Below are 21,307 nucleotides of genomic sequence, written 5' to 3'. Positions count from 1 at the left end.
GTTTATGCATACAATCAAAAATATTTGTGTTTATTGCGGTTCCAGCCCGGGGCGTCACGAAAACTATGCGGGCGCGGCCAGGATACTTGCGGAATCGCTGGTGAAGCGCGACATCGGACTGGTGTACGGCGGAGCGAGTGTGGGAATCATGGGCGTGGTGGCCGATCATGTGCTGCATCTGGGCGGGCGGGTTGTAGGGGTCATTCCCGAGGCGCTCGTAAGCAAGGAAGTTGCGCACCATCACTTGACCGAGCTGCATGTCACGCAATCCATGCATGAGCGCAAGACGCTGATGGCCGAGCTTGCGGACGGGTTTATCGCCCTCCCCGGCGGCATCGGCACGCTGGAAGAGATTTTTGAGATCTGGACGTGGGCGCAGCTCGGGCTGCACCACAAGCCGTGCGGCCTGCTCAATGTGCAAGGGTACTACGATCCCTTGCACGCATTTCTCGATCACACCGTGGCGGAGCAGTTCGTCAGACCCGCTGTGCGCAGCATGTTGATGGTTGAAGATGAGCCCGAAGCACTTCTGCAACGCTTTCTGGATTACCGGCCGCCTGTTGTGAAAAAGTGGGTGGGCGAGAAGGAAACCTGATCGTCGTACCCATGCGTCCGACGAGCCGCTAAAGCCCCCGCTCCACCATATCGATCAGCCGCTGCCCCAGCGCCTCGGCCTGCGCCTGCCCTGATCCGCGCATCGGACCGTCGATCAACAACATCGCCAGCCCATGTACGGCGGACCAGGCGAGAAACTCCGATGCCACTCTTCGCTCCGCCGGAAGCTCCCCGGCAGACACCAGATCGTCTAGCGCGCCGCTCAATATCTGAAAAGGCGTCAGGCCGCCATGGCCAGTGCTGGCCGGATGGGTGGCGTTGCTCATGTCGGCATGTTCGGAAAACGCCATCCTGAACAACCCCGGCTCGGATTGTGCAAAGGTGAGATAGCCGGTACCGACCGCTCTCAGCCGGGCACGGGCATCTTCGGCCTTGTTGCCGGAAGGTTTAACGGTGGCGAGTTCTTTTTCCATGGCGTCGGCCAGTTGCGCCTGCGCGGCCATGGAGACGGCGCGCAGCAGCGAACCCAGGTCTTCAAAATGGCGATAGGCGGCATTGGGCGCAACGCCCGCCTGCCGGGTGACTTCGCGCAGCACGATGGCATTCTTGCCGCCTTTTCTGGCCAGCTCGATCGCCGCTTCCAGCAAGGCGCGGTGGAGATCCCCGTGCCGATAAGTACTGCGTTTTGCGATTTTTTCCATATTTTCTTTGTCCAACGTACTTGTGTACAGCGTCCACATTAGGTAGCATTTGTGGACGCTGTACACATTAATCTTATCATGAGCCTGGATAAATGCTACCGACACAGGCTCTTCATATAAGGAGATGATGGTCATGAATACCCCCAACCCCATCCCGCCGGGAATGCATACGATTACGCCCCACCTGGTTTGCGCAGGCGCGGAAGACGCGATCGAGTTTTACAAAAAAGCGTTCAACGCGCAGGAACACGGACGCCTGAAAGGTCCGGACGGCAAGCTGATGCACGGGCTGATCCAGATCGGCGATTCCATGCTCATGCTGGTCGATGAGTACCCCGATTGGGGCTCGCTCGGCCCCAATGCGCGCAACGGCACCAGCGTGACATTGCATCTGTACGTAAAAGATGCCGACCAGCAATTCAAGCAGGCCATCGCCGCCGGGTGCACGGTACGCATGCCGCTCGATGACATGTTCTGGGGCGACCGCTACGGCATCGTGCAGGATCCCTTCGGGCATCAATGGTCCATTGCCACACATATGCGCGATGTCAGCCCGCAGGAAATCCAGGCCGCCGCGGCCAAAGGCTGCCCCGAAGCAGCCAGCTGAAAAGGAGAACCCCATGGCAACCCTGCACAAGATCACCCCTTGCCTGTGGTTCAACGATCAAGCCGAAGCGGCGGCAGCGTTTTATTGCGATATCTTTCCCAATTCGCGTATCACCGCCGTTTCCCATTACGGTGAGGTCGGGCAGGAAATCCACGGCCGGCCGCCGGGCTCGGTGATGACGGTAGCCTTCGAACTCGACGGGCAGCCCTTCACCGCGCTGAATGGCGGGCCGACTTTTACGTTCAACGAAGCCATTTCTTTCCAGATCAATTGCGAAAGCCAGCAGGAAGTGGATTTCTACTGGGAAAAACTGTCTCAGGGCGGCCCCGTGGAAGCGCAGATATGCGGCTGGCTGAAGGATAAATTCGGCGTTTCGTGGCAGGTGGTGCCGACCGTGCTGATCGAGATGCTGCTGGATAAGGACAAAGCCAAATCCGGGCGCACCATGGCAGCGCTGCTGCAAATGAAGAAGCTCGACATTGCCGAATTGAAACGCGCCTATTCCGGGTAGCGTTCTTCCGTAACTCCAAGGCCGGCCCATGTCGGCCTTTTTCATGTTGCATCTTCACTGGGCAGACGTTCGCGAGTAATCTGGAAATCTTCAATCGTTTTCAGAAAACAAGGAAGCCTCATGTCCAAAGATCATTTCCTGCATCTTCAGCATAGCGAAACCGTCGTCGCCGGCATGGCCGCCACCTTGCTGGCGGCCTATATCCAAAAAGGCGATTTGAACGAACAAAACGAGGATGTCCTGATCGAAAAATCGATTGCGCTCTCCATCAAACTCGCCGCCTGCACCGACAAGCTTGTCAAAAGCGATGAAGAATGGGTGAAGAAAGGCAATGATTCGGCTTACCTGCTGGGCTGAACGAGATGGATCCAAGAGTATTCTTTGCCGCAGAACGCACCCTGCTGGCCTGGATACGCACCGGGCTGACGGTGATAGCGCTCGGTTTCGTGGTCGCCCGTTTCGGATTGTTCCTGACACTGTTTCATAGCGGGAGTCCAAAAGCCGAGCTGCATGACTGGTCCAGCATGTTAGGCGTTGCATTGATCATTGCCGGGGCGCTGGCAATGATGGGCGCACTGCATAATCATCGCAGTTATATCGAAACACTGCCGCGCCAGGACATCCCGCAGATTGCGATGCCGTGGCTCACTTCCGCAGTAACGCTCGTGGTGGCGTGTTTCGGCCTGATTTTGGCCATTTACCTTGCCGTGGCCTGAACAAACCTTTTACCGCCTGCTGGCCGACCTCACCCTGCTGGCGCATTTTGCATTCATCATTTTCGTACTGCTGGGTGGCTTGCTGGTATTGAAGTGGCCGCAAGTAGCCTGGCTGCATATTCCCGCCGCGCTCTGGGGTGCGTTGACGGAGTTTTTCAGCCTGCCTTGCCCGCTTACGCCGCTGGAAAAGCATTTTCAGCGCCTGGCCGGCGATACGCCTTATGAGGGCGATTTCATTGCGCGCTATCTTCTTCCATTGATCTACCCTGCCGGGCTGACGCCCACGGTGCAGATCGTGCTCGGCGCAATTGTCGTGGCCCTGAATATCCTCATCTATGGTTGGCTGCTGGCTCGCCAGCCGCATGGCTGACAGCTTCCGAAAACACCGCTTTCCGACAGTGGAATCAGTCGTTTCCTACACCTCGTAATCCCGCGGTTGGCTATTCTCATTACAAGCACTTCGCCATCCAACTTTTCGATGGAGCCCGCCATGAAAACCGGAACCGAACCGCAGACGCGCCCGCCACAACATCAGAACCGCCAACCAGGCATCGAACATGAAATGATTCCCCGTCCGGAGTATGTGCGGGCGGATTATCACGCCAGCGGAAAACTTCAGGGCAAGGTAGCCATCATTACCGGCGGTGACAGCGGTATCGGGCGAGCCATTGCGATTGCCTTCGCAATGGAAGGCGCAGATATCGCGATCCAGTTTCTGGACGAAGTTGTCGACGCCAACGAGACCCGCGATCTGGTAGAGGCACACGACGCGCAATGCCTGCTTTTTGCCGGCGATCTCAGCAACAAGGGCTTTTGCGACAAGCTGGTGGCCGAAACCGTAAAGGAATACGGTCACCTCGATATCCTGGTCAACAACGCTGCCGAGCAGTTTCCGGCCGAAAGCGTCGAAGAACTGGATTTGGATAACCTTGAAAGCACGTTCCGGGTGAACTGTTTTTCGATGTTCTACCTGACGAAAGCTGCACTGCCCTATCTCAAGAAAGGCAGCAGCATCATCAATACCGCTTCAGTCACCGCTTATCGCGGCAGCCCTCATCTGCTGGATTACTCCGCCACCAAGGGCGCCATTGTGGCGTTTACCCGCTCGCTTTCCAAGCAGCTGATCAAGCAGGGAATTTACGTCAATGCCGTGGCCCCCGGCCCGGTCTGGACGCCATTGATCGCCGCGACCTTCCCGCCCGACCAGGTCGCCAAATTCGGTACCGACGTGCCGATGGGGCGCGCCGCGCAACCGAGCGAGATCGCACCGTGCTACGTTTTCCTGGCGTCGGACGATTCTTCCTACATGTCGGGCCAGGTGTTGCACCCCAACGGCGGCGAAATCATCAACGGATAAACAAGGAGATTTTCATGGGTCACGCACATTACCAAGCCTGCATCGACGCCTGCCAAGCCTGTGCGGAAGCCTGCGACCATTGCGCCGCCGAATGCCGCAAGGAACCCAATCCGGGGCGCATGGCGCGTTGCATCGCGCTCGATATCGATTGTGCCGCGTTTTGCCGGCTGGCAGCCGAATTCATGATGCGCAACAGCGAACTCGTCGATCTGATCTGCGAGGATTGCGCGGAAATTTGCCATATGTGTGCCGAGGAATGCCAGCAGCACGAGATGGGGCATTGTCAGCAATGCGCCGAAGCCTGTCGTGCATGCGCCGAAAAGTGCCTGAGCATGACGGCCTGATCGCCGCCTTCCGCGGCGCCTCAGTATTTCATATCGCGTATTCATTACCCGTTGCCATCGCGAACGTCTGCGTCGTACTATTTCTCACGATACCCTGCATTGAATGCCGCATTGTGCGGCGAGGCCTACAATAGCCGGAATCGCTCACGCCCAACAATAATGCCGCAAAGAGCCTCTCGACTCCGAAGGAGAAAGACAAATGCGCATCCGTACGCTTATTCTGCTGATCGCTCTTGGCGCGATCGCCATCTTTGCCGCGCTCAACTGGAGCGCTTTCACCACATCGACAACGCTTTCGCTCGGTATTACTGACTTCCAGGCGCCGCTGGGTTTGATCATGCTGATCGCGATTGCGGTGCTGACCGCCCTGTTCCTGGTATTCATCATTACCCTGCAAACCACGGTGCTGCTGGAAACACGGCGCCAGACGCGCGAACTGCAAACGGCGCGCACGCTGGCCGAGCAGGCGGAGGCTTCGCGGTATTCCGAGTTGCGCCTGTATATCGACGGCGAATTGCAAAAGCTGGACGTCCGGAATCAGGCATCGGTTGCCGCGACTACGGCCTGTCTGGACCGTATCGAACGCGAAGTGCGCACCGCCATCGATGAATCGGGCAATTCGCTTGCCGCCCTGATTGCCGAGCTGGATGACCGCATCGCCCGCAGCAATCGAACGGGCTAATGGTCACCCGCGTTGATCGCCGCTATGATGTATTTCTCCAACACCAAGAAAGGTAATCCATGAATTTCCTCAAGATCGTAGCTATCGCATTGATCGTCGCAGGCACGCTGGGCCTGGTATATGGCGGCTTCAGCTATACCGAAGAAGAGCATGTTGCAAAACTCGGATCGCTGGAGTTTTCCGTCAAGGATGAAGAAAAAGTCAGCATTCCGCTCTGGGCCAGCGTCGCCGGCATCGTCATTGGCGCGGGTCTGCTGCTGTTCGGCAACCGTAAAAGCTGAGATTTACCGTCCATCCGTAGCGCTGGCGAGGACGACTGCGCTACGGCCAAACTCCGGAAACGGACATCACTTCTTTCCGAACACCCTCTCCCATAACTCCCGCACCGCCGCCGCTTCTGCGGCTACACTTTCCGGCATGATTTGCGCCTGGGATTCGCCTTGCAGGCGGAAGGCATGCTGGCAGCGCCGGAATTCGCGATAAGCGTCGGCGACTTGTTCCGCAAGCGGCTCGGGGATCAGCCCCAGGCGCGCGGCATAGCCCAGCAGGGCGATATTCCCCCGATTTTCGGTCAGCTCGGCATGCGCTTGCGCATGCGCAAGCACCAGATATTGCACGATGAATTCGACATCGACGATACCGCCCGAGCCGTGCTTGATATCGAAAAGATCGGTTTTATTCGGGTGCCCGTCACGCATTTTCTCACGCATCGCGATGACCTCCTCGCGCAGGCTGGCGAGATCGCGCTGCTGACTGAGGATATCGACACGAATGCGATGAAATACCTGGCCGATTTGCGCGTCGCCGGCGCAGAAGCGCGCACGGGTTAGCGCCTGATGTTCCCACGTCCACGCCTTGGATTTCTGGTACCCCTCAAAGGCTTCAACAGAGCTGACCAGCAAGCCGCTGGCGCCATCCGGCCGCAAGCGCAGATCGGTTTCGTATAACAGCCCCGCCGAGGTCAGGCTGTTGAGCCAATTGGCAATGCGCTGGCCGAAGCGCGCATACACCTCGCCCGCCTCGGGCGCAGGGTCGTCATAGAGAAAGATGATGTCGAGATCGGAAGCGTAGCCCAGCTCCTTGCCGCCCAATTTGCCATAGCCGACGATGGCAAACGCGGGCGTGTCGCGGTGCTTTCCGCGCACGTGCGGCCATACCGTTTTCAGAACAGCTGCCAGAATCAGATCGGCCAGCGCGCTCAGGTAATCGGAGAGCGTTTCCAGCGGCAGGTCGCCGGCGAGATCCTGCGCGGCAAAGCGAAAAATATGCGCATGCTTGAAATGCCGCATTACATCCATCTGCCGCTCGATGTCGCCCTCGACTTCGGCGAGGCGCCGATCCAGTTCGGCAGCCAGCACTGCAAAATCGGGCGCGGCATACAGCGTGCGGGTATCCAGCAATTCATCAAGCAATATCGGATGCTGCGCCAGATATCCCGCGAGCCACGGACTGGCGCTGGCAAGTTTGGTCACCAGTTGCAGGGCTTGCGGATATTCCGCCAGCAGCGCCAGGTAGCTCGCCCGGCGGCAGATGCTCTCCAGCAGGTGCAGCATGCGTTTCAATGTGTCGTCAGCGTTGTCGAATTCCCCCGCCAGCTTCAGCACGGCGGGCAGCAGCGCATCGAAGCGCTCGCGGCTTGCCGTCGGCAAATGCTGATAACGCGCGCTGCGCTTGACCGATTGCAGGTGATTGCGGCATTCGTCGGCGTTTCCATAGCCGTGCTCGGCCAGGCGCCGGTCGATTTCCTCGTCCGGCAGCGTGCCCAGCCAGACATCCGCCAATGGGTTGGCCATCGGCGCGGCGGGCTGCTGCATGCTGAACACCTGCGAAAAGTGGTGCTCGACTGCATCGCGATGCGGTTGCAGCACGGAAAGGAAGGCTTCCCAGTCGGCATGGCCCATGCCGCGGGCAATGCGCAGGCGGTTTTCGTCGTCGGACGGCAGCATTTGCGTCTGCGCATCCTGAAGATATTGCAGGCGATGTTCGAGGTTGCGCAGGAATACGTAAGCCTCGCTCAGCTGGTGGACGGTTTCCTGCGGCAGCAATCCCTTTTGTGCGACACGCGCCAGCACGGCCAGCGTAGGCCGGATCTGCAACTCGCCATCGCGGCCGCCGCGCACCAACTGGAATACCTGCGCGATGAATTCGATCTCGCGGATGCCGCCCGGCCCCAGCTTGATGTTGTCCCGCATGTCGCGGCGCGCGACTTCGCGCTGAATCTGCGCCTTGAGGTCGCGCATCGAAGCGAAGGCGCTGTAATCGAGGTATTTGCGGAACACGAAAGGCCGCAGCAAATCCTGCAAGGCCTTTTCCGGCCCGGCGATCACGCGCCCCTTGATCCAGGCGTAGCGCTCCCATTCGCGGCCCTGCGACTGGTAATACTGCTCCAGCATCGCAAAGCTGCACACCAGGGGGCCGGAATCGCCATAGGGCCGCAGCCGCATATCGACGCGAAAGACAAAACCGTCGGCCGTCGATTCGCCGATGGCGGCGATCAGCTTCTTGCCGAGGATGGAAAAGTATTCGTGATTGCCGACCTGCTTGGGCCCGGTAGTCTCGCCGTCTTCCTCGAAGGCGAAAATCAGGTCGATATCGGAGGACACATTGAGTTCGCGGCCGCCGAGCTTGCCCATGCCGACCACGATCAATTGTTGCGGCACGCCGTCGTGATCCACCGGCACGCCGTAAATGGCCTGCTGCCAGCGTTCCAAATGCTCCAGCGCAAACCCGACCGTCACTTCGGCCAGATCCGTCATCGTGCACATCACCTCATCCAGTTCGCCCAGGCGATTGAGATCGCGCGCAATCACCCGCAGCATCACGCGCTGCCGCAGCTTGCGCAACGCCTGCTTCAGGGCGGCATCATCCGCAACGGAACTCTCCGCCAGAAAAGCGCGCATCTCCGCCGCATCCCACGGGCGATGCAAATGCGCGAGCAGGGGCGGAAGCAGGGATGCATCCGATTCCAGCAAGCGGCGCATGTATGGACTGCATGAAAGCGCGTGACGCAACAAGCTGCCCTCCAGCGGCACGGCGGCAGTGTCATCGAGTATCAGATCGAGTGAGGTCATCGGATTTTTTGCCTGGAATGTTATGATTGCCAATTCTTCAAACATTATAGCTTCTGGGAGTAAGCCCCATGTCGTCGATAGAATCCGTGCTCACCGAAAACCGCGTTTTTCCCCCGAGCGAAGCATTCGTTAAAAATGCCGCCGTCTCGGGCATGGAAGCCTACAAGGCTTTGTGCGCGCAGGCCGAGCAGGATTACACCGGTTTCTGGGCGAATCTCGCCCGCGAGGAAATCACCTGGCAAAAGCCGTTCACGCAAACGCTGGATGAATCGAACGCGCCCTTCTATCGCTGGTTTCACGACGGCAAGCTGAACGCCTCCTACAACTGTCTGGATCGCCATCTCGCCGCGCGCGGCGACAAGACCGCGATCATATTCGAAGCCGACGACGGCACGGTCACCAAAGTGACCTACAAGGAACTCCACCAACGCGTCTGCCGTTTTGCCAACACACTCAAGGCACAAGGCGTCGGCCTCGGCGACCGCGTGATCATTTATCTGCCGATGAGCGTACAGGCGGTCGTGGCCATGCAGGCCTGCGCCCGCATCGGCGCGATCCACTCCGTCGTATTCGGCGGCTTTTCGGCGAAAAGCCTGCATGAGCGCATCACCGACATGGGTGCAAAACTCGTCGTCACCGCCGATGGCCAGTTCCGCGGCGGCAAGGCGATGCCGCTGAAGCCGGCCGTGGATGACGCGCTGGCGCAGGCAGGCTGCGAAGGCGTGGAAAAAGTCATCGTCTATCAGCGCACCGGCGGCGAAGTTGCCTGGAATGCCAGTCGCGATATCTGGTGGCACGACGCCGAAGCCGGGCAAAGCGACGCGTGCGAACCGGAATGGGTCGATGCCGAGCATCCGCTGTTCATCCTTTACACCTCCGGCTCGACCGGCAAACCCAAGGGCGTGCAGCACTCCACCGCCGGTTACCTGCTGGGCGCGATCATGAGCATCAAGTGGGTATTCGATTACAAGGACAGCGACGTTTTCTGGTGCACCGCCGACGTGGGCTGGATCACCGGCCACAGTTATGTGACTTACGGTCCGTTGGCGCTCGGCGCGACCGAGGTGGTGTTTGAAGGTGTGCCGACGTGGCCCGACGCCGGACGTTTCTGGCATATGATCGAAAAGCACAAGGTCAGCGTGTTCTACACCGCACCCACCGCGATCCGCTCGCTGATCAAGCTGGGCGCCGATCTACCGAAAAAATACGATCTTTCCTCGCTGCGCCTGCTTGGCACGGTGGGCGAGCCGATCAACCCCGAAGCCTGGATGTGGTATTACGAAACCGTCGGCCAGAGCCGCTGCCCCATCGCCGATACCTGGTGGCAAACCGAAACCGGTGCGCACATGATCGCGCCGCTGCCGGGCGCCGTCGCGACCAAACCCGGCTCCTGCACCCTGCCGTTGCCCGGCATCATGGCCGACATCGTGCACGAGGACGGCTCGCCGGTGGAGGGCACCGAGGGCGGCCTGCTGGTAGTGAAAAAACCGTGGCCGTCGATGATACGCACGATCTGGGGCGATCCCGAGCGCTTCCAGCGTGGCTACTATCCCGATACCCTGCCCGGCTATTATCTCGCCGGCGACTCCGCGCACAAGGACAACGACGGCTATTTCTGGATCATGGGCCGCATCGATGACGTGCTGAACGTTTCCGGCCATCGTCTGGGCACCATGGAAATCGAATCCGCCCTGGTCGCCAATCCGCTGGTCGCCGAGGCCGCCGTAGTCGGCAAGCCGCACGAAATCAAGGGTGAGTCCATCGTGGCTTATGTCGTTCTGAAAGGCGCGCGACCGGAAGGCGAAGAGGCGAAGAAGATCGTCGCCCAATTGCGCGACTGGGTCGGCAAGGAAATCGGCCCGATTGCCAAACCTGATGAAATCCGCTTCGGCGAGAATCTGCCCAAGACCCGTTCCGGCAAGATCATGCGCCGTCTGCTTCGCTCTCTTGCCAAGGGTGAGGAAATCACGTCGGATACTTCCACGCTGGATAACCCGGCGATTCTTGAGCAATTGAAACAGGCAATATCGTGAGCCAGGATTCAGGAGCGGCATGAACCCCGCAAATCCGGACCTGTCTGACCGGACATGACAACCCCAATAAATTCCGGCATCAAAGCATGATAAAAAAATCGCTGGTCTGGCTCTACAGCATTTCCACCTACCTGCTGTGGGCAGTCATTATTGTGGTCGCGGCAGTCGTACTCGGCTTGCGCTGGTTTGTCCTGCCCAATGTCCATCATTACAAGGACAATATCGCGCAGGAAATCAGTCGCGCCGTAGGGCAGAAAGTCACGATAGGCAGCATACAGGCAAGCTGGGACGGCATGCAGCCACACCTCGACCTGCGCCAGATCGTGGTCCATGATGCGCAGAGCCGTGCGGCATTGTCGCTGGACCACATCGAAACCAGCCTGTCCTGGTTAAGCCTGCCGCTAATCGAGCCGCGCCTTGCCACCCTGACGATACATCAGCCCAAGCTCACAGTCCGCCGCGAAGCCGACGGCACGATATATGTCGCCGGCATGCCGATGGGCGGGCCGAGCCGGCCGCAGTTCCCCAACTGGCTATTGCGGCAATCCCGCATCGACGTGCTGAATGCGTACGTCGTGTGGGAGGACGACATGCGCAAGACACCGCCGCTGGCGCTGCAAGACCTCACGCTGCAAATCCAGAACCCGACATGGGAAAGCTTTTACGGCCGTCATCGTTTCGGTTTGCGCGCCAAGCCGTCCGCGGGCGCTTCGCAGCCCATCGACATTCGCGGCAACGTGCTCGGACGCGATGTCGGCCAGCCTGACGAGTGGCGCGGCACCGTCTACGCCCGCCTGGAAGGCACGGACGTTGCCGCCTGGCGAACCTGGGTGGATTTCCCCGTCGGCATCAGACAAGGTTTCGGCGCGACGCAGGTCTGGCTGGATTTTGCCAAGGGCCGCGCAGACAAGGTCGTCGCCGACGTCGTGCTGGCAAATGTCGTCACGCCGCTGGGACCGAAATCTCCCGAAACTGCGCTGAAGTCGCTCACCGGGCGTCTCTCGTGGGCACGCATGGCGGATGGGCAGGAAATGCGCGCCGAGCATATCAAGCTGGTCTCCGAAGGCCTGGAAATGCAGAACGGCAACGTCCGCGTCCGCAATCGCCTGGACAACGGCAAGGAACTGACGGAAGGCAGCATCCGCCTGGACGAAATCAGCCTGGAACAATTGTCGGCGTTTGCAGACCATGTATCCCTCGGCGAGGAAATTCGCAAAGCCTTGACGGAGGCCGCACCTTCCGGCTTGCTGAAAGATTTCGAACTCGACTGGGGCGGCGCCGCTTCCAACATTGAAACCTATGGCCTCCGCAGCCAGTTCAGTCAATTGAGCATGCGGCCGTATCAAGGCATTCCCGGTTTCAGCGGACTGAATGGCTCGGTGAAAGCCAGCGAAAAAGGCGGAACGCTGACATTTGCCGCGAACGACGCGCAAATCGAGGTCAAGGACATCCTGCGCTGGCCGATCCCGATGGACACATTGAGCGGCCGGGCAAACTGGACTCGCAAAAACGGCAAGCTGGACGTCAAGGTCTCCAACCTGGCCGTCAGCAGCCCGCATCTCAGCGGCACCGTCGAAGCGGATTACCAGTACAGCGGAAAAGGCAGGGGGTTCCTCGACCTGAAAGGCAAATTCAATCGTGCCGACGGACGCTTTGCCCAGTTCTACTATCCCATGACACTCGGCCATGACACATTGAACTGGCTCGATACATCCATTCTCGGCGGTCGCGGTGAAAACGTTTCCGTCACGGTCAAGGGCAACCTGGACGAGTTCCCGTGGGATGACAACAAGAAAGGCCTGTTCGAAATCAGCGCGAATATTTCCGATGGCTTATTGCATTACGCCGACGGCTGGCCGCAACTTGAAGGCGTGAAGCTGGCCATGCTCTTCCGCGGCAACCGCATGGAACTGAATGCCAGGGAAGGCCACCTTTTCGGCAACCAGATCACCCGCGCGAAAGCGGTCATCCCGGTACTGGATACGGAACACCCAGTGCTTGAAGTGACCGGAGAGTTGCAGAGCCCGCCAGCCGAGCTGGTACGCTATCTCAACAACAGCCCGCTGCTCGATGCCATCGACCGCTTCACCGAAGGCATGCAGGCCAGCGGCAACGGCAAACTGGCGATAGGCTTGCGTATCCCTCTGTCGACCGAAGGCGTAGGCACGCGCGTCAAGGGCAGTTATGCGATCGCCAACGGCATGCTGGGCGGCAACGGCGAAATGCCGACGCTGGAAGGCATCAACGGGCGCCTGGACTTCACCGAATCCACATTGCGTGCCCAAAACGTCGTTGCGCGCGTATTCGGCGGGCCGGCACAAATCAATATCGAAAGCGGCAAGGAGGGCCTGCTGCGCGTCACGGCTCAAGGAAACATCGATAGCAATGGCATTCGTCAGGCAGTCGCGTCGCCGCTCGCGGATAAATTGCAGGGCAGCACCGACTGGACCGCGGAAATCAATGCCCGAAAACAGCAGGCGGATATTGTCATCAAATCGTCGCTCGTCGGGCTAGCCTCCAGCCTGCCCGCTCCTTTCGCCAAAGGCGACTCCGACAGCCTGCCGCTGCTGATTGAAAAGAAAAGGGAAAACGAAACCCAGGACACCATCGCCATCAACCTCGGCAAAACAATGAGCGCCCGCTTCCTGCGCGCCGATCAGAACGGAACGATGGTGCTGGATCGCGGCGAGGTCAGCTTCGGCGGCACGGCGAATCTGCCGGAGCAGCGCGGCATCAGCGTTCGCGGCAACCTCCAGCATGTGGACGCGGATCAATGGCAAAGCGCGCTGGCGGGGACTTCGTCCACACCGGTCTCGGATAACCTGCCCACCAACCCCGGCGCGGAAATCAGTTCCGTCAACATGGCGATAGGCTCGCTGGATATTTTCGGCCGCCGCATCAATACGCTGAACCTGGATGCAAAACCCGTTTCCAACGGCTGGCGCACCAATATTCAGAGTCAGGAAATTACAGGGGAAGCGCTGTGGATCAAGGGCGGCAACGGCAAGATCGTCGCTCGGCTCAAGTCCCTGATTTCGCCGAATCCCGCCCCGGCCAAGCTCAGCGTTCCGGACGAGCCCGAGCAGCAGAAGGAGATGCAATATCCCGCGCTGGACGTGATCGCGGAAAACTTCGAAATCAAGCAGAAAAAACTGGGCCGCCTGGAACTGGCTGCCAGCCAGCAGAATATCGACTGGAATATCGACAAGCTGATCATCAGCAACCCGGACAGCACGCTCTCTGTGAACGGTGTGTGGCACAGCTGGAAGCGACGCCCCAATACGCGGCTCAACCTGACCTGGAATATCGAAGATCTCGGCAAGACGATGGATCGCTACGGCTACCCCGACACCATCAAGGGCGGCAGCGCCGATCTGACCGGCAATCTACGCTGGCCGGGCAGCCCTCACGAATTCAATGTGGCGGGCCTGGGCGGCAAGCTCAATCTGGAAGCAAGAAACGGTCAGTTTCTCAAGATTCGTCCCGGCGTTGGCCGCCTGCTGGGCGTGCTCAGCCTGCAAAGCCTGCCGCGCCGGCTGACTTTCGACTTCCGCGACATTTTCAGCGCCGGTTTCTCGTTCGACAAAATCGGCGTCAATGCCAGCATAGACAACGGCATCATGCGCAGCGACGACTTCATGATGGAAGGCCCGGCCGCCCAAGTCGCGATCAAGGGCGAAACCGATCTGGCGCGCGAAACGCAGAAACTGCACATCAAGGTCACCCCATCGATCAGCGACAGCCTTTCCGTTGCGGCCTTTGCCGGCGGTCCGGCGGTAGGTGTTGCCGCCATCGTCGCGCAGAAATTGCTGAACGACCCGTTCAACAAACTGATCGCCTACGAGTACGACATTACCGGCACCTGGGACGACCCACAGGAAGTAAAAACAAAAAGCAGCACGCCTGCGGCACCCACGCCGCTGGGGCCATAGCTCTCAAAAACAGGCGCCAAAAGTTTACTGCTGAAACCGCATCGCGATTATGGTAGGCTTGAATAAAAACAGCACCACGGAAATCGCTATGCCCATCAAGTCCCGCACAAAAACAGCAAAACCCGCCAAGGCCACCAACAAAGCTGCTACCGCTCCCGGCATCGTCAAGATTGCCGGCATCCAGATGGCTTCCGGGCCCAATGTCTCCGCCAATCTGAGCGAAGCGGAACGCCTGATCGAAATTGCCGTATCGCAAGGCGCCAAGCTAGTTACCCTGCCGGAGTATTTCGCCATCATGGGCCTGAAGGATACCGACAAGGTTGCGGCTCGCGAAAAGGAAGGCAGCGGCCCGATTCAGCGTTTCCTGTCGCGCATGGCGAAGAAGCATCAAATCTGGCTGATCGGCGGCTCCGTACCCATGGAAGCCAGCACTCCGGACAAGGTGCGCAACGCCTGCCTGGTGTTCGACCCGACGGGCAAGCAAGCCGCGCGCTACGACAAGATCCACCTGTTCGGCCTCAATCTCGGCAGTGAGCATTATCACGAAGAGACCACCATTGAGCCTGGCGACAAGGTCGTCGTACTCGACACGCCGCTGGGCAAGATCGGCCTTTCCATCTGCTATGACCTGCGCTTCCCGGAGCTCTACCGCGCCATGGGCGAAGTGGACCTGATCGTCGTGCCGGCCGCATTTACCGACACCACCGGCAAGGCGCACTGGGAAACCCTGATCCGCGCCCGCGCCATCGAAAACCTGTGCTACGTGCTGGCCCCGGCACAGGGCGGTTACCATATCTCCGGTCGCGAGACGCATGGCAACAGCATGATTGTCGACCCCTGGGGCGTGGTGCTGGATCGCTTGCCGCGCGGTTCCGGCGTGGTCATCGCCGGATTCAACCCGGCCTACCAGGCCAGCCTGCGCAAGAGCCTGCCGGCACTGAAACACCGCACCCTACACGAGTGCTGACCCCGCAAGGAAAGTCCCACTGGACAGTGGGCTTTCCTGCCCCGAGTTTCAAGCCTTTGCCTAGCTAATCCAAGCCTGCCAACGGCAGCACAAGGTATCCATTCCGAACATTTCCCTGCCGAAACTGTCCTCTCATACATGCAGGTATCCAGCCAGTTAATTAAAACTGCACTTCGTTTTCCAGATTTTACGTAGCGTCCGGCCTCTTTCAGGCTGGTATGATGGCGCTCTATACGATGAACATCCGATAGGATTGCTTGACCATGAAACCTGAAGAAATCCCCTCCGCCTCCAGTCCTGAACCGGGCACCCTGTTTGCGACAGCGAATTCGACCTTGCTTGCGCCCTATGCGCTTGACATGAATTCCCTGCAAGGCGTGCTGGGCAGCATCATGACGCACAAGGTGGACTACGCCGACCTGTATTTCCAGTACAGCCGCTCGGAAAGCTGGGGGCTCGAAGAAGGCCAGGTCAAATCCGGCAGTTTCAGCATCGACCAGGGCGTTGGCGTGCGCGCGGTTTCGGGCGAAAAAACCGCATTCGCTTACTCCGACGACATCAGCCTTCCGGCGCTGCAGCAAGCAGCCGAAGCCACGCGCGCCATCGCCGCGCAGGGCAACGAACACCGTGCCAAGGCTATCGGACGCGCCAGCGCGCCGCAGCTTTACGTGCCGCACGACCCCATCGCCAGTTTGAGCGACGCGCAAAAAGTGAAGCTGCTGGAACGGCTGGAGGATTACGCTCGCAAGCTCGACCCGCGCGTCATCCAGGTCATGGCGTCGCTGGCCGGCGAGTACGAGGTCGTGATGATCGCGCGCCATGACGGCATGATGGCGGCAGATATCCGGCCTTTGGTGCGGGTTTCGATCCAGGTGATCGCCGAGCAGGACGGCAAGCGCGAACAAGGCGGTGCCGGCGGCGGCGGGCGTTTCGATTATGCCTATTTCACTGACGAAGTGCTTCAGGATTATGCCCGCAGGGCAGTACACCAGGCGCTCACGAATCTGGAAGCACGCCCTGCTCCGGCCGGTTCGATGACCGTCGTCCTCGGTTCTGGCTGGCCCGGCATTCTGTTGCATGAAGCCATCGGCCACGGCCTGGAAGGCGACTTCAACCGTAAAGGCAGCTCGGCTTTCTCCGGCCGCATCGGCCAGCAAGTGGCATCGTCCGGCGTGACGGTGGTCGACGACGGCACCATCACCAACCGTCGCGGCTCGCTCAACATCGATGATGAAGGTGCGCCAACCCAACGCACGGTTCTGATCGAGAACGGTATCCTGAAAGGCTACTTGCAGGATTCGCTGAATGCGCGCCTGATGGGCATGGGCCTGACCGGCAATGCCCGGCGCGAATCCTATGCGCACATCCCGATGCCGCGCATGACCAATACCGTCATGCTGAATGGCGACAAAACACCCGAAGAAATTATCGGCTCGGTGAAAAAAGGCCTGTATGCGGTCAATTTCGGCGGCGGACAGGTGGACATCACCAGCGGCAAGTTCGTGTTCTCGGCGGCGGAAGCATGGATGATCGAAGACGGCAAGCTGACCTATCCGGTCAAGGGTGCGACCCTGATCGGCAACGGCCCGGATGTACTGACGCGCGTCTCGATGATAGGCAATGATATGCAACTCGACACTGGCGTCGGCACCTGCGGCAAGGAAGGCCAGAGTGTCCCGGTGGGAGTAGGCCAGCCCACCCTGCGCATCGACGGTCTGACGGTAGGCGGAACGGGCTAGAAGCCGGTTTCATCCTTCGCGCCGCAAAGCTAGAGATGCAGGCGGGTTGTGCCGCTTGCCACCCCATCCGTATAACTCGCATTTTGCATCCATCCACGCTCAAATCCAGCCCGAGGGACGAAGTCTGTCAAAACAGGCTCTAAAATTGCTTGATTTGGTTAGGAAAATCCTTATGATTTAACCCAACCATCCCAGCAACCCCAGAAAGGAAGCGTACCATGGCCGAAGCCAAGCCCAAGACCGCCGCCCAAAAGGCAGCACCAAAAAAAACCGCTGCGGTGAAAGCCGCCCCCGCCAAGAAAGCAGCCGCTCCCGCGAAGGCTGCCGCTCCGGCCAAAGCCACTGCAAAGCCTGCGGCCGCCAAGAAGGCTCCGGCATCCAGGAAAACGACTCAGGCCGCATGGAATCCGGGCAACGAAGAACGCTACAACATGATTCAGGTTGCAGCCTATTACCTGGCCGAGCGCGACAATTTCGCCGGTAGCCCGCTGGGATACTGGACAGCTGCCGAGATGCAGATCAGCAGCATGCTACCCAAGAAGTAACGCGATATATCATGCAATAACCGCTGGCGCCGCGCGCAGCCAGCGGGTTTCTTTTGGCTGCGCCCGCGCCGACCGCTATAATAGGCCGTCTTATGCAGTCATCACTCCCCATACCCGCCCCCGGCAAATCGGAACGCATTTCCGGCCTTTATCAAGGAGCCGACGCGCTTGCCTTGGCCCGTCTCGCGCGCGAACTGAAATCGCCCCTGGTGATCATTACCGCCTCGGCCTTCGATGCGCAACGCCTGCTGGAAGAAATGCGCTGGTTCGAACCCGGCCTTGCCATGCATCTGCTGCCGGATTGGGAAACCCTGCCCTACGATCATTTTTCGCCTCACCCCGACCTCGTTTCGGAACGGCTGGCGACGCTATACCAGATTTCGCAGAACGCCTGCGATGTCATGATCGTGCCTGCAGGCACCGCATTGGTGCGCCTGCCGCCGCTGGCTTTTCTTGCCGCGCACACCTTCATGCTCAAAAAAGGGCAGAAGCTCGATACCGACGCCCTGCGCGCGCAATGTGCCGCTGCCGGCTATCATCACGTCAATCAGGTGATGTCGCCCGGCGAATTCAGCGTACGCGGCGGCTTGATCGACCTCTACCCGATGGGCAGCGCCCTGCCCTATCGCATCGATCTGTTCGACGATGAAATCGAAACCATCCGCACTTTCGACGTCGACAGCCAGCGCAGCGTCTACCCGGTCAATGAAATCCGCCTGTTGCCGGCACGCGAGTTCCCGCTGGACGACAAAGGCATCACGCATTTCCGCAAGACATTCCGCGAGATCTTCGAAGGCGATCCTTCCAAATGCCGCATTTACAAGGATGTCAGCGGCGGCATCGCGCCAGGCGGGATCGAGTGGTATCTGCCGCTATTCTTTGAAGAAACCGCCACAATCTTCGACTATCTGCCGAAAAACGCCACGCTCTGCATGCACGGCGACCTCGATGCCGCAGCGCAGACATTCTGGAAGGAAACACAAAGCCGTCACCGGCTGCTGGATCACGACCGCGAACGCCCCATCCTGCCGCCCAAGACGCTGCTGATCGATACCGCGGATTTCTTCGTTGCCGCACAACGCTTCGGGCGGCTGCAAGTCATCGCCAATGCACCGAGCGCGCTGCCCGACCTCAACGTCGAGCGCCGTGCGGAACATCCGCTGCACAAACTGACCGCTTTTTTGCAAGCGTATGACGGCCGTGTGCTGATCGCCGCAGAAAGCCTCGGCCGCCGCGAAACCATGGCGCAACTGCTCGCCGAACATGGCTTGCGCCTGAAGACCTGCGACAACTGGGAGCAATTCCTGGCATCGGGCGAGCGCATGATGCTGGGCGTCGCGCCCTTGCATGGCGGTTTTGTCACCGACCACACCGCACTCATTACGGAAGTCGAGCTCTACCCCACTCAGGTACGCCAGGAGCGCCGGCGCGAAAAAGACCGTGCCCGTAGCGCCGAGGGCATGCTCAAGGATTTGTCGGAGCTGCGCGAAAACGATCCGGTGGTGCACGAACAGCACGGCGTCGGGCGCTATCGCGGGCTGGTGAATCTGGATCTGGGCGAAGGCGAAACCGAATTCCTGCTGCTGGAATATGCGGGAGCCGACAAGCTCTATGTGCCTGTTTCGCAACTCTTCCTGATTTCGCGCTACTCGGGTGGTCCCCCCGAATCTGCGCCCTTGCACAAGCTGGGCAGCGGCCAGTGGGACAAGGCGCGCAAACGCGCGCTCAAGCAGATCCGCGATACCGCCGCCGAGCTGCTGAACCTCTACGCGATGCGTGCTGCGCGCAAAGGCCACGCGTTCAAGCTCAGCCTGCACGATTACGAAGCGTTCGCGGAAGGCTTTCCGTTCGAAGAGACGCCGGATCAACTGTCCGCAATCGAAGCCGTCATCACCGATATGCAGTCCGGCCGTCCGATGGATCGCCTGGTGTGCGGCGATGTGGGCTTCGGCAAGACCGAAGTCGCCTTGCGCGCCGCTTTTGTCGCAGTCATGGGCGGCAAGCAGGTGGCGGTGCTGGTGCCCACTACCCTGCTGGCCGAACAGCATTACAACAACTTCACCGATCGCTTCGCCGAATGGCCGATCAAGATCGCAGAGATTTCGCGCTTCCGCACCGCCAAGGAGCAGAAGGAAGCGCTGGCTGGCCTGGAAGCCGGGCACATCGATATCATCATCGGCACGCACCGCCTGATCCAGAAAGACGTCAAGTTCAAGAACCTGGGCCTCACCATCATCGACGAAGAACATCGCTTCGGCGTACGCCAGAAGGAGCAGTTGAAAGCCATGCGCTCCGAGGTCGACGTGCTCACGCTCACCGCGACACCGATTCCGCGCACGCTGTCGATGGCGATGGAAGGGCTGCGCGAGTTTTCGATGATCTCCACGCCGCCTCAAAAGCGGCTGTCGATCAAGACCTTTGTTTCCTCCTGGTCGGAAGGCGTGATCCGCGAGGCCGTAATGCGCGAATTGAAGCGCGGCGGGCAGGTATATTTTCTGCATAACGAGGTCGAATCCATCTACGCGATGCGCGACAAGCTGGAAAAGATGCTGCCCGAAGCGCGCATCAGCATTGCCCACGGCCAGTTGCGCGAGCGTGAGCTGGAACACGTGATGCGCGACTTCTACCAGCAGCGCTTCAACCTGCTGCTGTGCACCACCATCATCGAAACCGGCATCGACGTGCCGACCGCCAACACCATCATCATGAACCGCGCCGACCGTTTCGGCCTGGCGCAATTACACCAACTGCGCGGCCGTGTCGGACGCTCGCACCACCAGGCCTACGCTTACCTGCTGACCGAGCCGGATGTCAAAATCACGCCACAAGCCGAAAAGCGGCTGGATGCGATCCAGCTGCTGGAAGATCTCGGCGCCGGTTTCCACCTGGCGATGCACGATCTGGAAATCCGCGGCGCCGGCGAACTGCTGGGCGACTCGCAATCCGGCGAAATGCAGGAGATCGGCTTCAATCTGTACAGCGAAATGCTGGCGCATGCAGTGAAGCAACTGCAGGCCGGCAAGGAGCCCAATCTCGATGCGCCGCTGGGCGTCACCACCGAGATCAACCTGCACACCCCCGCGCTGCTGCCTGACGCGTACTGCCCGGACGTGCACGAGCGCCTGGTGATATACAAGCGCCTTGCCAACTGCATTGAGGCCGATCAGTTGCAACTGATGCAGGAAGAACTGATCGACCGCTTCGGTATGCCGCCGCCGCAGGCCGAAGCGCTGCTGGAGTGCCACAAGCTGCGCATCCTGGCCAAGCCGCTTGGCATTGTGAAAATCGACGCCAGTGCGGACATCGTTCAGCTGCAGTTCGACCCGCATGCGGACCTCGACCCGACCAAGCTGATCAAAGTCCTGCAAACCAATCGCCATGCGCGCATGAACGGCCCCGACAAATTACGCGTCGCGGTAGGCAAGGAAGATATCGCAGAACGTGCCGATTACATACGTGACCTGATCGATAATCTGCAATAAGAATGCAATGGCCCACCCAAATCAATGTTATTTTTCCCGCAAAGGCTGCGGCGGTTAGAATTCGA

18 protein-coding genes are annotated in these 21,307 nt (G+C 59.6%); 16 read left to right on the top strand and 2 right to left on the bottom strand.

Annotated features, from left to right (window positions below; translation table 11 throughout):
* Positions 1-4: 4 nt before the first annotated feature.
* A complete protein-coding gene (locus A7976_RS06015; protein WP_067108594.1) occupies positions 5-595 on the top strand; it encodes a TIGR00730 family Rossman fold protein in 591 nt (196 codons plus the stop codon).
* Between the two features lie 28 nt (positions 596-623).
* Here A7976_RS06015 and A7976_RS06010 read toward each other — a convergent pair whose 3' ends face one another.
* Positions 624-1,256, bottom strand: coding sequence for a TetR/AcrR family transcriptional regulator (locus A7976_RS06010; RefSeq protein WP_067109150.1), 633 nt, complete (start codon positions 1,254-1,256; stop codon positions 624-626).
* A gap of 133 nt (positions 1,257-1,389) precedes the next feature.
* Here A7976_RS06010 and A7976_RS06005 point away from each other — a divergent pair, with 133 nt between their 5' ends.
* The 9 genes from A7976_RS06005 (at position 1,390) to A7976_RS05965 (ending at position 5,754) form a co-directional block, all read left to right on the top strand.
* Entirely contained in the window at positions 1,390-1,863 is a 474-nt protein-coding gene (locus tag A7976_RS06005) for a VOC family protein (RefSeq protein ID WP_067109148.1), read from the top strand.
* A 13-nt stretch (positions 1,864-1,876) separates the two neighbouring features.
* The gene (locus tag A7976_RS06000; protein WP_067108590.1) at positions 1,877-2,374 is read left to right on the top strand and encodes a VOC family protein; all 498 of its coding nucleotides are present in this window, start codon (positions 1,877-1,879) and stop codon (positions 2,372-2,374) included.
* A gap of 120 nt (positions 2,375-2,494) precedes the next feature.
* The gene (locus A7976_RS05995; RefSeq protein WP_067108587.1) at positions 2,495-2,731 is read left to right on the top strand and encodes a hypothetical protein; all 237 of its coding nucleotides are present in this window, start codon (positions 2,495-2,497) and stop codon (positions 2,729-2,731) included.
* A gap of 5 nt (positions 2,732-2,736) precedes the next feature.
* Positions 2,737-3,090 (top strand): YidH family protein, encoded by a 354-nt coding sequence (locus A7976_RS05990; RefSeq protein WP_067108583.1) that lies wholly within the window; start codon positions 2,737-2,739, stop codon positions 3,088-3,090.
* The gene (locus A7976_RS05985; RefSeq protein ID WP_067108581.1) at positions 3,077-3,460 is read left to right on the top strand and encodes a DUF2784 domain-containing protein; all 384 of its coding nucleotides are present in this window, start codon (positions 3,077-3,079) and stop codon (positions 3,458-3,460) included. Before A7976_RS05990 ends, A7976_RS05985 begins: the two co-directional genes overlap by 14 nt.
* Before the next feature lie 120 nt (positions 3,461-3,580).
* Positions 3,581-4,447, top strand: a complete 867-nt coding sequence (locus A7976_RS05980; RefSeq protein ID WP_067108578.1) for an SDR family oxidoreductase — start codon at positions 3,581-3,583, stop codon at positions 4,445-4,447.
* A gap of 14 nt (positions 4,448-4,461) precedes the next feature.
* Positions 4,462-4,791, top strand: coding sequence for a four-helix bundle copper-binding protein (locus A7976_RS05975; protein ID WP_067108573.1), 330 nt, complete (start codon positions 4,462-4,464; stop codon positions 4,789-4,791).
* Positions 4,792-4,990: 199 nt separating this feature from the next.
* A complete protein-coding gene (locus tag A7976_RS05970; RefSeq protein ID WP_067108570.1) occupies positions 4,991-5,473 on the top strand; it encodes a Signal transduction histidine kinase in 483 nt (160 codons plus the stop codon).
* Between the two features lie 59 nt (positions 5,474-5,532).
* Positions 5,533-5,754, top strand: a complete 222-nt coding sequence (locus tag A7976_RS05965; protein WP_067108567.1) for a hypothetical protein — start codon at positions 5,533-5,535, stop codon at positions 5,752-5,754.
* Positions 5,755-5,820: 66 nt separating this feature from the next.
* Here A7976_RS05965 and glnE read toward each other — a convergent pair whose 3' ends face one another.
* A complete protein-coding gene (gene glnE, locus A7976_RS05960; RefSeq protein ID WP_067109145.1) occupies positions 5,821-8,544 on the bottom strand; it encodes a bifunctional [glutamate--ammonia ligase]-adenylyl-L-tyrosine phosphorylase/[glutamate--ammonia-ligase] adenylyltransferase in 2,724 nt (907 codons plus the stop codon).
* A 68-nt stretch (positions 8,545-8,612) separates the two neighbouring features.
* Here glnE and acs point away from each other — a divergent pair, with 68 nt between their 5' ends.
* The 6 genes from acs to mfd all read left to right on the top strand — a co-directional run bounded on the left by acs (position 8,613) and on the right by mfd (position 21,242).
* On the top strand, positions 8,613-10,577 hold the full coding sequence (acs, locus tag A7976_RS05955; protein ID WP_067108564.1) for an acetate--CoA ligase: 1,965 nt from the start codon (positions 8,613-8,615) through the stop codon (positions 10,575-10,577).
* An 86-nt stretch (positions 10,578-10,663) separates the two neighbouring features.
* Complete coding sequence (locus tag A7976_RS05950; protein WP_067108560.1) at positions 10,664-14,509, top strand: YhdP family protein; 3,846 nt, start codon at positions 10,664-10,666, stop codon at positions 14,507-14,509.
* 88 nt (positions 14,510-14,597) lie between these two features.
* Positions 14,598-15,476 carry a carbon-nitrogen hydrolase family protein gene (locus A7976_RS05945; RefSeq protein WP_067109142.1) on the top strand — a complete coding sequence of 293 codons (879 nt, stop codon included), beginning with the start codon at positions 14,598-14,600 and terminating at the stop codon, positions 15,474-15,476.
* Positions 15,477-15,739: 263 nt separating this feature from the next.
* Positions 15,740-17,215, top strand: coding sequence for a metalloprotease TldD (gene tldD, locus A7976_RS05940; protein ID WP_067108557.1), 1,476 nt, complete (start codon positions 15,740-15,742; stop codon positions 17,213-17,215).
* A gap of 218 nt (positions 17,216-17,433) precedes the next feature.
* Positions 17,434-17,760 (top strand): DUF2934 domain-containing protein, encoded by a 327-nt coding sequence (locus tag A7976_RS05935; protein WP_067108554.1) that lies wholly within the window; start codon positions 17,434-17,436, stop codon positions 17,758-17,760.
* Between the two features lie 92 nt (positions 17,761-17,852).
* The gene (gene mfd / locus A7976_RS05930) at positions 17,853-21,242 is read left to right on the top strand and encodes a transcription-repair coupling factor (protein ID WP_067108551.1); all 3,390 of its coding nucleotides are present in this window, start codon (positions 17,853-17,855) and stop codon (positions 21,240-21,242) included.
* The last annotated feature ends 65 nt before the right edge of the window (positions 21,243-21,307 follow it).

This window comes from Methylobacillus sp. MM3, assembly GCF_001645185.1.
Classification (GTDB): domain Bacteria; phylum Pseudomonadota; class Gammaproteobacteria; order Burkholderiales; family Methylophilaceae; genus MM2.
Note: the sequence above shows the minus strand (reverse complement) of the source record. Positions and strands in the feature narration are given on the sequence as shown.